Origin of the sequence: Longitalea arenae (assembly GCF_016924755.1) — a bacterium.
Taxonomy (GTDB): Bacteria; Bacteroidota; Bacteroidia; order Chitinophagales; family Chitinophagaceae; genus Niastella; species Niastella arenae.
Genome location: NZ_JAFFJX010000005.1, coordinates 425138 through 437773 on the forward strand (window position 1 = coordinate 425138; position 12636 = coordinate 437773).

Genomic DNA, 12636 nt, shown 5'->3' on the forward strand with positions numbered 1-12636 from the left:
CCACACCTCCAGGGTGTGGCACATGTATATGACCAATTAACTAGTTAACTCGTTAATGCCTTCCTTCAGGAAGGCTTTCTTCTCCTCAATTGTCTTCAATAGTCTTACATTCTTCAGATCACAGCTGCACTGGCATGCTTCCGGACCTGAAAAAACGATCTCTTTATCGGGGAACATGTTCGAGAAGGTTTTCAGGTATTCATGCATGTCGCACTTATTGAGGTTCGGTATAATCAGGAAATATAATTGTGTACAGGGCTGCTGGCTGCAGATCAGTTGCAGCATGTTCAATGGCACATTCTTGCCCATGTAAATGGTGGGTACGCCCTCTTTCTTCAGCATATAGTACATGAACAGCAGGGGCAGTTCCTGGCATTCGCCACCGGGCATATCGTGATGATCGCCGGCAGGGGTGAATAACAATACCCGGCGGCCACCGGTATACGCCGGTTTTTCGAGTCCGTCAATTGCCACCATCATTTTTTTAATGATCAGTGACCGGGCAAAATGAGCATGGGCCTGCATCAACTGGCCGGTTAGCCATAATACCCCGATCTTGCGCAGAAAAGGGAACAGCACGCTGATCATGCTTTTTTCAAAGCCGGCATGCAGCACCAGGTTATGCAGAATTTTATCGAACCGCGGTTGATCGAGGTCGACGGAGGCTTCTGTTAATTGATTGATAAAAATTTCGTAATTGTCGGTATCCGGCCTTGCTTCCAGGGCCAGTTTAGCCATTTCTTCGGGTGAACAGCAGGCAATCTGGGAGATCTTATGTCCCTGGTTGTACAGATAGGCAATGCGTAACAGGTGCTTCAGATCCTCACAATCATAAAAACGGTGCTTACTTTCCCTGCGTTTGGGGCAGAAAAGGTTATACCGTTGTTCCCAGATGCGCAAGGTATGCGCTTTAATTCCCGTTAAGTTTTCAATATCCCGGATGGAAAAGAGATTCATAGTATTGTAACAAAAGGTAAGATATCACAACTAATGGAACTGGAGAAATACTGTTCGTCATAAATAGCGCCAATCTGCAGGAATATAGACACTTTTTTTAGCAAATTGTTCGTTATTGGCCTGTTTCTGTGAACATTAATATGGTATTTTTGCCCGGATTTTTTTTATAAAACAGCCCCATAATGAGTTTACACGATCTGTTTGTAATTATACTAATATCCTTACTTATAGTAGAATTGCCTGCCTTTGGGTTAGCGAAATTGTTCGAAAAAGCCGGTATCCCTTCCTGGAAAGCCTGGGTGCCTTTTTATAACACCTGGGAGATCGTAAAGGCTACCCGGTTAAAAAAACACTGGTTTTACTGGCAGTTCTTACCGGTTGCAGGCTGGTTTATCAGTATCTGGCTGCTGGTTGAGTTCGTGAAATTGTTCGGTAAATTCGGTTTCCTCGACCATGCTGCGGCAGCCCTGTTAGGAGTGGTTTATTTCCCGTATATCGGAACGGATAAAAAGGTAAAATACCTGGGCCCGGAAGCTGTTAAAAATCATAAAAAGACGACGCTGCGCGAGTGGATCGATGCCGGCGTTTTTGCGGTGGTGGCTGCTACCCTCATCAGGGTCTTTGTGTTTGAAGCCTATACGATCCCCACCGGCTCCATGGAAAAAACGCTGCTGGTAAACGATTTCCTGTTCGTTAGCAAGCTCAGCTATGGCCCCCGTATTCCCAATACACCGCTGGCCATTCCCTTTGTGCATCACACCCTGCCGATCTTCAATTCAAAGTCATATACCGAGGTCGTTCATTTGCCGTACACCCGATGGTTTGCCAGCCCGGTTAAACGCAATGATGTGGTCGTATTCAATTTCCCCGCAGGCGATACGCTTACCAGGGAACTGGATTCGCAGGACCCCTATTACGATATTTTGCAAAGTGAAGAAATGCGGCAGTACCAGCAGTTAAAGGGACAAATTCCCAATGAGGCTGAACTGCGGGCCATCAGTAAACAAAAGGCGCGGGAAATTGTATGGGCTGATTATACCATCATGACCCGGCCTGTTGATAAACGCGAGAATTACATTAAAAGATGTGTGGCCATTGCAGGCGATACCATTCAGATCGTAGATGGGATTTTATTTGTAAACGGCCAGAAAGCGTATATATCGCCCAGTTCTGCAACAGATTATGTTGTTACCACTACCAATAACAGGATCCTGAGTGAGGATGAGTTGCGGGAAGCTGGCATCCGGTTGAATACCGATGAGCGGAATCCTGATTTTATTCCCTACGGCCCCAACAGCTACATGATCAATATGACAGAGGGGGAAGCTGAGATCCTGAAAAAGATCCCTAATGTAACTGTGACCCGTAAGCTCGAGAACGTAGGCGATCCGCGCATCTTCCCGCGCGACACGGCCCTGGTATTGTGGAGCACCGATGAGTTCGGTCCGCTGTGGATCCCGAAAAAAGGCGCTACCATAGCGCTGACACCCAGGAACATTGCCTGTTATAAACGGGCTATCAAAGTGTATGAGAACAACAGCTGGGAAGAACGCGATGGCAAGATCTTTATAAACGGCCAGGAAGCTAATTCCTATACCTTTAAAATGAATTATTACTGGATGATGGGTGATAACCGTCACCGGTCACAGGACAGCCGCTTCTGGGGTTTTGTACCGGAAGACCACGTGGTAGGGGAAGCCTGGCTGATCTGGATGAGCTGGGATAAAGGAGTTCGCTGGAACCGCATGTTCAGAACAATACATTAATGGTTTGTGGTTTGTGGTTTGTGGTTTATGGTTTGTGGTTGTTGACATTTCCGACCACCCGGTCACATCTCAGAACCCGGGCATTTTGCAAATCAGTATAAAACAATAAACTTTCATATCTTTAATGATCCTCTCCGCGGCGCGGGGAGGATTTTTTGTCTGATTAAGGTGTAAACAAAATCAGGAATATGAAAAAAGATGAATACAGGTTCTCATTTGAGATATACGATTCTGTAGACGAATTGCCGGAAGAAGATGCCTGGCTGCTTAATGAAGCAAGGGAAGTAACCGAACATGCGTATGCGCCTTACTCTCATTTTCATGTGGGCGCCGTAGCCAAACTGGCCAATGGAGAAATTGTCGCTGGCAGTAACCAGGAGAACGCCTCTTTTCCCGTGGGTTTATGTGCCGAACGGGTATTGCTGGCCTCCGCATCGTCACTGTATCCCAAGGTGCCGATCGAATCATTGGCCATCAGTTACCGGGCTGGTAATGGCGATAGTGATCATCCTATTTCGCCCTGCGGCATCTGCCGGCAGTCACTGCAGGAGTTTGAGAGCAGGGTTAAACATCCTATCCGGCTGATCCTGGGTGGTATGGAAGGAAAGATCTACGTGATACCAAGAGCAAGCTCATTGCTTCCATTGGCGTTTACAAGCGATGAGTTGAAGTGAGCAGTAATTCAGTTCTTACCATTTTACGTTATCAGCAACAATGAAACCGCAGCACACCAACATACTCAAAATGCTGACCAGTCATTTTGGAGCAGCACCCTCTTTATTATGGGATCCCAGCTCATCAGGACCGGAAGTAGGCTGCGCTTATTTCCCGGCAGAAAAAACCGGCCGTCCCTGGGGAACACTGGTTACTTATGGCATGAGCCTGACGCCCATGGTCATGGATGAGCGGGCAGAAGATACCGATACCAAAAGGGCCGAAATCATTGCCTATGTAAAGGAAGACGAAACTCAACCGGATGACCTGGCCAACTGGATGTGCTGGACCGGCGCTTTTCCATTTTTGCAGGAACCGCCAACCTTTCTGGGCTGGGGGCATACCATTCATATGGGTGAACTATTTACCAATTCTTCGCTAACTACTTTACTTACCCTTACCAGTATTGTCATTGCTGATAATGAACCGGTATTCAAGTTGGATAATGAGGATGTTTCCTTTCTCTGGCTCACTTTTCTTACCGATGCCGAGTATGCGCTGAAAAAAGAGCAGGGCGTTAATGCGATTCTCGATCTTTTTGCTGCCCATAAACATCCGGTCACACTCGATCGCAGCCGTACAAGTTATGTGTAATTTTCAGATCTCCAGTTCCAGGTCGGCAGCGGCATATCCCGTGCAGGTCAGTATCAATCCATTTTGCAGGTCCTTATCGGTAAGCACTTCATTGTTGCTCATGGTCACCGAGCCTTTGCGGCAACGCGCCGCACAGGTAGCACAGCGCCCTGCATTGCAGCTATAAGGCAATGAAATGCCCTGTTTTTGGGCGGCCTGTAAAATAGTATCGGGCCAGGCGCTGGTAAATTGATGGGTTTGTTTTGCATACTGCAGCACCACCGTAAATGGGGTTGACGGCATGGTAAAGGCGGGTTTACGCACCGGTTCAATAACAAAATGTTCCTTGCGCAGCTGATCTTCGCTGAAACCAAGAACACGCAGGGTAAACTGTACCATACGCATGAAGGGCTCGGGACCGCACGTATAAAATAAGGTGCTGTGTGCTGCCGGTTGAGCATGCGAAGGAAGGTGCATGCCCACTATTTTTTCGAGCAGCCAGTTATTTAACCGGGCCGGTTTGGTATCCGGATCAAGTGGATTACTTAACAGGTCGATGCGCGTAAAGCGGTGTGCATACTGGCTTGCCAGCTGCTGCAATATTTTATGATAAATGATATAACGTTCATCGCGGTTTTGATATACCAGGGTAATATGGCTTTCCGGTTCCTGGTACAGCGCTTTTTTGAGCAGGGCCAGAATAGGGGTTATGCCGCTGCCTGCTGCAATGAACCAGATCTGCCGCTTTTGGGCAGGGTCTGTGTCAATGACAAATCGGCCGGCAGGGGGCAGGCTGCTTACCAGGGTTCCTCTTTGCCAGGTGGCCAGAATATGGCGGGATATTTCGCCATTCTCTTTCTTTTTTACGGTAATGGCTATGTGTTTATCGATGCCGGGAGCGGTACAGATAGAATAGGAGCGGCGGATCTCATGGCCGTGATGGGTAAACAAAAAAGTAAGGGATAAACCGGCTTCCCAGCTAACCGGCGTTCCGTTTGCTTCTTCCAATACATACGTAACCGCATCAGGTGTTTCTGGTATCACCTGTGTAACTTTCCACTGCAACAATTCCATAGTTAGGCGTTGTTGAGGTTTACTACTATGCGGCCCATTACTTTACCCTGTAAAATGCTGTCGATATAAGTAGTATTCAATTCTTCGAGGTTTATTTCTTTTGCAATGGCGGGTAATTTGTCTTTAATATTCCAATCAGTAGATAATCTTTCCCAGATGATCAATCGCGTAGCCATGGGGGTTTCAGCTGAACCTACCCCCAGTAAATTGATCCCGTTCAGGATGAAAGGATAAACGGTTGTATCTAATTTGGGCGATGATACGAGACCTGTGCTTACCACGCAGCCTTCGGGCTTACAGCCTTTGAGTAAGGTGGCCAGGGTTTCGCCGCCCACCGTATCAACAGCGCCTGCCCATCTGGGTTTCAGCAAAGCTTTTTTTGAGGTATCCAGTACAAATGACCTGTCTTCCATTTTAGCAGCGCCCAGGTGCGTTACATATTCAAGGGCATTTGATTTGCCGCTTACGGCGATCACTTCATAGCCCGCTTTGGATAAAATGGATATGGCGATGCTGCCTACACCGCCGGTAGCACCGGTAACAACGACGGGACCGGCTTCGGGCAGCAGTTTCATCAGTTCCATTTTATAAACGGCAATGGCCGCCGTAAAGCCGGCTGTGCCAATGATCATACATTCTTTTAACGTATAATTTTCGGGTTTTTTAACTACCCAGCTGGCCGGCACGCGGATGTACTGGCCAAAACCGCCACAGGTGTTCATGCCCAGGTCGTAACCAGTGATCAATACTTCGTCACCTACTGCAAAATTCTCATTGCGGCTGATCTCCACTCTGCCCGCAGCATCGATACCGGGGGTATGGGGAAACTGCCGCGTGATGCCTTTATTGCCCGTTGCCGAAAGCGCGTCTTTATAGTTCAGCGAAGAATAGTGCACCCTGATCAATACTTCACCGGCTGGCAGGTCATCGATAGCCCTGTCAACGATCGTTCTTTCAAAAGTTCCTGTCCTGGTTTCCGTTATCCAAAGCGCTTTAAATGGCATATCTGTTGGTCGTTTTGTGAATGGTTTTATGGTGAACGTTGAATCAGCAGTTGTCTACGGTCTGTTACCGGTTACCAGGTCCCGGTTACCAGGACCATATTGTAAAAGGCTGACTGATTTCTGGCTTTCCCGGCAACCGGCGACTACTCAGTTTTTGATTCCTATGCCTTGTTCCACCCTAATCTTTCTTTATATAACGAATAATTTTCGTCGTCGAAACATACAAAGAAAACTTCATGCAGCGGGTTTTCGTCTGCCAGATACTGTTGTACTTCCTTAATAGCAATGCCGGCGGCTTCCGGTTTTGGAAAACCATAAATGCCTGTACTGATATTGGGAAAGGCAATTGTCTTTACGCCATTCGCCACGGCAACTTGCAAAGAACTACGGTAACAACTGGCCAGTAGTTCCCGTTCTCCCTGCTGGCCGCCATTCCATACCGGACCTACTGTATGGATCACAAATTTTGCGGGCAATAGTCCTGCTGTGGTGATCACCGCCTTGCCAGTTGCACACCCTCCCTGTTTGGCCCTGATCTTTTTGCATTCCTCCAGGATGGCGGGCCCGCCTGCCCGGTGAATAGCGCCATCGACACCGCCGCCTCCCAGCAGGGAAGTGTTGGCTGCGTTAACGATGGCATCTACCGCTAATTTTGTTATATCTCCTTTTACAAGTGTAACCACGATCTTGATTTCTGATTTCTGATTTCTGATTTTGAGATTTCTGATTTTGTGAAATCTCGCAATCTCTAAATCTCTAAATCTCTAAATCTCGAAATCTTATGTCTCGTTTATAAATTTCAAATCTTATGCCGCTTAGGTAAGTCAGAACAAAGTCTGTACCCCATGCGCTATTTTGTTCTCAAACTGCAAGAGCCATTTTTTGCGCGGCAGGCCACCGGCATAACCAACCAGTTGGTTGTTGGCGCCGATCACCCGGTGGCAGGGAACGATGATCGCCACATTGTTCTTACCATTAGCAGCTGCTGCAGCCCGTATCACTTTAGGATCGCCCAGGCGGTGCGATAACTCGAGGTAGCTGATGGTTTTTCCAAATGGTATATTCATCAGCTCTGCCCAAACCTTTTGCTGAAAGGGCGTGCCTTCCTGCGATATGGGCAATTCAAAGAAGCGGCGTTGCCCATGAAAATATTCTATAAACTGTTCAACGGCCTGAATGGCCATGGCGGGTAGTGGTCCGCTATCAACAGGCGATACCTTGTGCTGCTCATCGATGAATTTCACTTCACTGATAAAGTGCGGGGTGCCTGCGATCTGCAGCAATCCTACCGGCGACTGGTAATATGTGGTGAAGCTTTCCTGCATATGCAGATAGTGCACAGGTGTATTCCTATATGAACAAATCGTAAAATGATCAGCCTATCTTCCAGCCGTTTTGTACGGGCTGGTCAGGTGTTAGTAAAACTACCTCTTTTTTATCAGTGTAAACGCCCAGCACCAGGCATTCGCTGAAAAAATTAGCAATCTGTTTGGGCGGAAAATTCACTACCGCTACCACCTGCCTGCCAACCAGTTTTTCCTTTTCATATAAATGGGTTATCTGTGCTGATGATCTTTTCATTCCCAATTCACCGAAATCGATGGTAATTTGCCAGGCCGGATTTTTAGCTTTGGGAAAATCATTAACTTCCGTAATTGTTCCGACGCGGATATCTATTTTTGCGAAATCATCCCAGGTGATAGACATGCTCTTAATTTTTTTCAAAAATAAATTACAATTAAATGAAACGTACAGCTACTGCCGTTTGGAACGGCTCAGGAAAAGATGGAAAAGGCAATATGACCACACAAAGCACTACTTTAAACAAAACGCAGTATTCGTACAAGTCAAGGTTTGAAGAAGGTGTGGGCACCAACCCTGAAGAGCTGATCGCCGCTGCGCATGCCGGCTGTTTTGCGATGAAACTGAGCTTCGTACTGGGAGGCGCCGGATTTACACCAGATTCACTGGAAGTAACTTCAACCGTTAGCCTCGAAGATGGCACCATTAAGAGCTCTGCCCTGGTACTGAAAGCAAGCATTCCCGGTATCAGCGCTGAAAAATTTAAAGAATGTGCCGAAGATGCGAAAGCCAATTGCCCGGTTAGCAAAGTATTGAACGCTGAGATCACGCTGGACGCTTCTTTAGTATAGTTGGCGTACCTGTGCATAAAGTACACCTGAAAAGGAAGCAAGAGACCTCTGATGTGATCTCTGATTTATAGATCTCTGATTTCGGGATCTTGGGATGGCAAATCTCAAAATCCCGAAATCTCAAAATCAGAAATCCCGAAATCTCAAAATCAGAAATCCCGAAATCAGAAATCCCGAAATCAGAAATTTCCTTGCGCGCGTAGCCGATAACCTTAATCTTAACGATATGCCTGCCCTCAAACGAACCATCAACCGGCGCAACTTCATCAGGAACACTTCCCTGGCTGCCGGTAGTTTCTTCATTGTACCACGCCATGTGTTAGGCCGTGGTTATATTGCCCCCAGTGATAAACTCAATATTGCGGGTATAGGAGCCGGTGGCAAAGCCGAAGTGAATTTACCCTACGCTTACAATAACGGCGCAGAAAACATTGTAGCGCTCTGCGATGTGGATGACCGTATGGCCGTTAATGCCCGCAAAAAATGGCCAAATGCGCCTTACTACCGCGACTACCGCGAGATGCTCGATAAAGAACATAAGAACATCGACGCCGTTATTATTACCACACCCGATCATATGCACGCTGTGCAGGCCATGGCTGCCATGCAGTTGGGCAAACATGTGTATGTTGAAAAACCTTTAACGCACGACATTTACGAAGCCCGCCAGTTAACGCTGGCCGCTCAACAATATAAAGTAGTTACCCAAATGGGCAACCAGGGCAGCAGTGGCGACGATACCCGGATCGTGGAAACCTGGATCCAGGAAGGGCTGATCGGGAAAGTGCATACCGTGCATGTTTGGACCAACCGCCCGGTATGGCCGCAAGGCATTCCCACGCCCAGCGGAAAATTTGATATTCCTGCAGCTGTTGACTGGGACCTGTGGCTGGGTACTGCACCTTACCGTGATTTTAATCCCGCCTATTTACCGGCCACCTGGCGTGGCTGGGTTGATTTCGGCTGCGGCTCCCTGGGCGATATGGGCTGCCATTTTATCGATGTGCCATTCAGGGCGCTGAAGCTGGGATACCCGGAATCGGTAGAATGCAGTGTTGGCTCAGTATATACCGGATTTTTTAAGGAAGCATTTTATACCGACAGTTATCCGCCTTCTTCGAAGGTACATATTCGTTTTCCGGCGCGTGGCAAAATGCCGCCGGTAGAAATGATCTGGTACGACGGGGGCATCAAACCCGATCGCCCCGAAGAACTGCTGCCCGATGAACAACTGGCAGAATGGGATGGCGGCATGCTGTTCGAAGGAAGCAAAGGAAAACTGATGGCTGGTTTGTTTGGCCGCAAGCCGACGCTGCTGCCAACGCGAAAGATGAAAGAAGCCAGGTTGCCAAAATCAAAATATCCTTTTGTGGAGAAAGGGTCGGAGGGGCATCAAACGCAGTGGGTGCAGGCCTGCAAAAAGGGCTTTGGCGCCTACACCAGTTCATCATTCGATGTGGCAGGTCCATTAACGGAAACCGTACTAATGGGGAACCTGGCCATAAGAAGCTATAATATCAAAGAAGGCAATCAATTTCCCGGCCGCAAAAGACTGCTATGGGACGGCACCAATATGCGCATCACCAATTTTGATGCGGCGAATGCTTTTGTAAAACGAAACTACCGCGCTCATAGTTTATAGTTTATGGTTTATAGATTATGGTTATTTGCGTGCGGCAAACTGATAAATTCAATAACTCAGGAACTTAATAACCGAATAACTCATTTAATTTTTCTGCATAATTTGATGGCTTAGCCTGCAAAAATATTTTTGCAGGACATTTCTTTCAATTCCTGCTCGCGATATCAAAAGATTAAAGTAACTTAATTTGCTAAATCGGTTTAAATCTATACTTTCAGGCTTCTAAAACTCAACGCTTACAGTATGAAGAAGAACAAAAAAAACAATCCGTCACGCCGCGAATTCCTAAAGAACACTTCCATCGCGGCTGCCGGATTCTTCATTGTTCCCCGGCATGTATTGGGCCGTGGATATATTGCTCCCAGTGATAAATTGAATATTGCCGGTATCGGCGCAGGCGGTAAAGGCGCCAGCGATCTGACCGAATTTGCCAAGAGTCCCAAGGTGAATATTGTGGCTTTATGTGATGTTGACGACCGCCAGGCAGTTAAAACGCGTGAGCGTTTTCCCAATGCGCCTTATTACCAGGACTTCCGGGAAATGCTCGAGAAAGAAAAGAAGAACATCGATGCTGTAAGTGTTTCTACCCCTGATAATACCCACGCCGTAGCGGCCTTATCGGCTATGCAGCTGGGTAAGCACGTATATTGCCAGAAACCATTGACACACGACATTTACGAAGCCCGCATTTTAGCGGAAGCGGCAAAAAAGTATAAGGTCGTTACCCAAATGGGCAACCAGGGTGGCTCTGGCGACGGGGTGCGCAAAATGAAGGAAATGGTGGATGCCGGCCTGGTAGGCGATGTGCATACCGTTCATTGCTGGACCAACCGTCCCGTATGGCCGCAAGGCATTCCAACGCCATCCGGTTCATTTGAAGTGCCCAAAGAAGTGAATTGGGACCTTTGGCTGGGACCCGCAAAGAAGATTGACTATAACCCCGCCTATCTGCCTTTTAACTGGCGCGGCTGGTGGGCATTCGGTACGGGTGCGCTGGGTGATATGGCCTGCCATATTATGGACCCGGTATTCCGCATTCTGCCTATCGATTATCCTTCTTCTGTTGAGTGCAGCGTAGCCACGATTTATAAAGAAATGTGGAACGACAGCATGAATCCCGATGGCTGTCCGCCTTCTTCGATCATGCACCTGACCTATCCGCGCAAAGATGGTAAGGGTAATATCAAAGTATCCTGGCACGATGGTGGATTAATGCCTGAGCGTCCGGAAGAATTGCTGCCCGAAGAACCAATGGGTAACTGGGATGGCGGTGTGATCATGGTAGGCACGAAAGGCAAGATCATGTGCGATTGTTATGGCGCTAATCCACGCTTATTGCCAACCCGGCTGATGAAGGAAAAGAAAATGCCTAAAGAAACCATTAAACGGGTTCCTGAAGGTCACTATATTCAATGGGTGAATGCCTGTATGGAAGGTTATGGTAAAGGGGTGACCAGCTCACCATTCGATTATGCAGGTCCGTTCACAGAAAGCATTCTCATGGGTAACCTGGCCATTCGCAGCTTTATGATGAAGAATCCCAACGCCAAGGGCGATAACAGATACCCCGGCCGCAAACGCCTGCTCTGGGATGCAAAAAATATGAAGATCACGAATTTTGAAGAAGCGAACCAGTTTGTGAAGAGAGAGTACCGGGAGGGATGGAGTTTGAGTTTGTAAGTTATTGAGTTCATCAGTTCATAAGTTAGTTCGTTAGTTCAGAGCCCCCCGGGACTCGGAACTAACGAACTTAATAACTCAATAACTTTATAATTATTCTTCAGGTTCGTCGGGCTGTTCAGGTTTTGGCTCTTCGTTAATTAACTCAGCCAGTGTCTGCAATTCTTTCTGCTTGTAATTGTTCTTCTCATCGGTAAAACACTTGCTGAACTCTTCCATCAGGAACTGTATTACCCGCCTGTTGGAAAGCTGTTTGAAGTAAGCTGCAGATGGCGCAACATTTATGCGTTTGAAATAATTCTCAACATCTTTATGGGTGAATACCTGTCCGCTCATGGGATCTATGAAGAATTCCGTTTTATACAACGGGTTCTCTACATGCCGGGTAAAATCGTAGTCTGTTTTAAAATAGCCCAGCACAAACTGGTGCGGAATATTGATGGCACGAACCGGCACATCGAGCAGCTCGCACAGGACCAGGTACAAGATACCGTTGGCGATGGTATTGCCTCTTTTTGTTTCCAGCTGTTTATTGATCAGGAATTCCTCGGGGTTCTGATAGCCGATCTCTACGCCGCGTAAGTTGAAATAATTATACAGGATACTGGTGACCACATTTACCTGTTCTAAAGGAGTGAGGTAACTGTTCAGCTCGAGCCAGATGTTGCGGCGTAATTTTTCAACTTCCTGGAAGACCTGTGCATTCACGAGGTCAGGGTATTGAAAACGGGCAGCTAATAAGGCGCCCGTGAGCAGGTCCTGGTGAACATTTTTATTCCATTGCGTGAGTTCGTCAGTAAGGTCGCGGTAATGCAGGCGGTGTATCAACATTTCAATGCGCTCCTGTACTTCTTCGCTGATGGTGTTCTCCCAGAGATTTTCGAGATTGGGAATGATCCCTTTCCCGTAATCGATAATGCGGGTAGAAACCACATTGAAGACCTCTTCATCAGGATCATCAATTAAATGGAACAAGGCCGATATTTCTTTGTTTTCTTCCATCTTGTAACAATGCCGGTTGGGCGTTTGCAGCCTGCCTGCATAATAACCTGAAAGTAAATCACAACTAAAAG

Annotated in this window: 13 protein-coding genes; 6 read left to right on the forward strand and 7 right to left on the reverse strand. The window is 47.3% G+C overall.

Going from position 1 to position 12636, the window contains the following annotated elements; translation table 11 throughout:
- Positions 1 to 36: 36 nt before the first annotated feature.
- Entirely contained in the window at positions 37 to 957 is a 921-nt protein-coding gene (locus tag JT717_RS14420) for a MerR family transcriptional regulator (RefSeq protein ID WP_205511185.1), read from the reverse strand.
- 182 nt (positions 958 to 1139) lie between these two features.
- Here JT717_RS14420 and JT717_RS14425 point away from each other — a divergent pair, with 182 nt between their 5' ends.
- The 3 genes from JT717_RS14425 to JT717_RS14435 all read left to right on the forward strand — a co-directional run bounded on the left by JT717_RS14425 (position 1140) and on the right by JT717_RS14435 (position 4031).
- Entirely contained in the window at positions 1140 to 2723 is a 1584-nt protein-coding gene (locus JT717_RS14425; RefSeq protein ID WP_205511186.1) for a S26 family signal peptidase, read from the forward strand.
- A gap of 188 nt (positions 2724 to 2911) precedes the next feature.
- Positions 2912 to 3397, forward strand: coding sequence for a cytidine deaminase (locus JT717_RS14430; RefSeq protein WP_205511187.1), 486 nt, complete (start codon positions 2912 to 2914; stop codon positions 3395 to 3397).
- Between the two features lie 40 nt (positions 3398 to 3437).
- The gene (locus JT717_RS14435) at positions 3438 to 4031 is read left to right on the forward strand and encodes a suppressor of fused domain protein (RefSeq protein ID WP_205511188.1); all 594 of its coding nucleotides are present in this window, start codon (positions 3438 to 3440) and stop codon (positions 4029 to 4031) included.
- 3 nt (positions 4032 to 4034) lie between these two features.
- On the opposite strand, the gene JT717_RS14440 is transcribed toward JT717_RS14435, so the two are convergent.
- The 5 genes from JT717_RS14440 to JT717_RS14460 form a co-directional block, all read right to left on the reverse strand.
- Positions 4035 to 5084, reverse strand: a complete 1050-nt coding sequence (locus JT717_RS14440) for a flavin reductase family protein (protein ID WP_205511189.1) — start codon at positions 5082 to 5084, stop codon at positions 4035 to 4037.
- Positions 5085 to 5086: 2 nt separating this feature from the next.
- Positions 5087 to 6088, reverse strand: a complete 1002-nt coding sequence (locus JT717_RS14445; protein WP_205511190.1) for a YhdH/YhfP family quinone oxidoreductase — start codon at positions 6086 to 6088, stop codon at positions 5087 to 5089.
- A gap of 161 nt (positions 6089 to 6249) precedes the next feature.
- Entirely contained in the window at positions 6250 to 6771 is a 522-nt protein-coding gene (locus JT717_RS14450) for an O-acetyl-ADP-ribose deacetylase (protein WP_205511191.1), read from the reverse strand.
- A gap of 141 nt (positions 6772 to 6912) precedes the next feature.
- Positions 6913 to 7413, reverse strand: coding sequence for a methylated-DNA--[protein]-cysteine S-methyltransferase (locus tag JT717_RS14455; RefSeq protein WP_205511192.1), 501 nt, complete (start codon positions 7411 to 7413; stop codon positions 6913 to 6915).
- 49 nt (positions 7414 to 7462) lie between these two features.
- Positions 7463 to 7795: a tRNA-binding protein gene (locus tag JT717_RS14460; RefSeq protein WP_205511193.1), complete on the reverse strand. Its 333-nt coding sequence runs from the start codon at positions 7793 to 7795 to the stop codon at positions 7463 to 7465.
- A gap of 35 nt (positions 7796 to 7830) precedes the next feature.
- On the opposite strand from JT717_RS14460, the gene JT717_RS14465 reads away from it, so the two are divergent.
- The 3 genes from JT717_RS14465 to JT717_RS14475 all read left to right on the forward strand — a co-directional run bounded on the left by JT717_RS14465 (position 7831) and on the right by JT717_RS14475 (position 11563).
- The gene (locus JT717_RS14465) at positions 7831 to 8241 is read left to right on the forward strand and encodes an OsmC family protein (RefSeq protein WP_205511194.1); all 411 of its coding nucleotides are present in this window, start codon (positions 7831 to 7833) and stop codon (positions 8239 to 8241) included.
- Positions 8242 to 8467: 226 nt separating this feature from the next.
- Positions 8468 to 9883: a Gfo/Idh/MocA family protein gene (locus tag JT717_RS14470; RefSeq protein ID WP_205511195.1), complete on the forward strand. Its 1416-nt coding sequence runs from the start codon at positions 8468 to 8470 to the stop codon at positions 9881 to 9883.
- A 243-nt stretch (positions 9884 to 10126) separates the two neighbouring features.
- On the forward strand, positions 10127 to 11563 hold the full coding sequence (locus tag JT717_RS14475; protein ID WP_205511196.1) for a Gfo/Idh/MocA family protein: 1437 nt from the start codon (positions 10127 to 10129) through the stop codon (positions 11561 to 11563).
- Between the two features lie 93 nt (positions 11564 to 11656).
- Here the strand turns inward: JT717_RS14475 and JT717_RS14480 are convergent, their stop codons facing one another.
- The gene (locus JT717_RS14480; protein ID WP_205511197.1) at positions 11657 to 12565 is read right to left on the reverse strand and encodes a transglutaminase family protein; all 909 of its coding nucleotides are present in this window, start codon (positions 12563 to 12565) and stop codon (positions 11657 to 11659) included.
- Positions 12566 to 12636 lie beyond the last annotated feature (71 nt).

Excerpts from the sequence above, each read along its gene's own strand:
- JT717_RS14420 (WP_205511185.1), bottom strand. The coding sequence starts at position 957 with ATGAATCTCTTTTCCATCCGGGATATTGAAAACTTAACGGGAATTAAA.
- JT717_RS14480 (WP_205511197.1), bottom strand. The coding sequence starts at position 12,565 with ATGGAAGAAAACAAAGAAATATCGGCCTTGTTCCATTTAATTGATGAT.
- JT717_RS14425 (WP_205511186.1), top strand. The coding sequence starts at position 1,140 with ATGAGTTTACACGATCTGTTTGTAATTATACTAATATCCTTACTTATA.
- JT717_RS14435 (WP_205511188.1), top strand. The coding sequence starts at position 3,438 with ATGAAACCGCAGCACACCAACATACTCAAAATGCTGACCAGTCATTTT.
- JT717_RS14460 (WP_205511193.1), bottom strand. The coding sequence starts at position 7,795 with ATGTCTATCACCTGGGATGATTTCGCAAAAATAGATATCCGCGTCGGA.
- JT717_RS14465 (WP_205511194.1), top strand. The coding sequence starts at position 7,831 with ATGAAACGTACAGCTACTGCCGTTTGGAACGGCTCAGGAAAAGATGGA.
- JT717_RS14470 (WP_205511195.1), top strand. The coding sequence starts at position 8,468 with ATGCCTGCCCTCAAACGAACCATCAACCGGCGCAACTTCATCAGGAAC.
- JT717_RS14430 (WP_205511187.1), top strand. The coding sequence starts at position 2,912 with ATGAAAAAAGATGAATACAGGTTCTCATTTGAGATATACGATTCTGTA.
- JT717_RS14445 (WP_205511190.1), bottom strand. The coding sequence starts at position 6,088 with ATGCCATTTAAAGCGCTTTGGATAACGGAAACCAGGACAGGAACTTTT.
- JT717_RS14475 (WP_205511196.1), top strand. The coding sequence starts at position 10,127 with ATGAAGAAGAACAAAAAAAACAATCCGTCACGCCGCGAATTCCTAAAG.
- JT717_RS14440 (WP_205511189.1), bottom strand. The coding sequence starts at position 5,084 with ATGGAATTGTTGCAGTGGAAAGTTACACAGGTGATACCAGAAACACCT.
- JT717_RS14455 (WP_205511192.1), bottom strand. The coding sequence starts at position 7,413 with ATGCAGGAAAGCTTCACCACATATTACCAGTCGCCGGTAGGATTGCTG.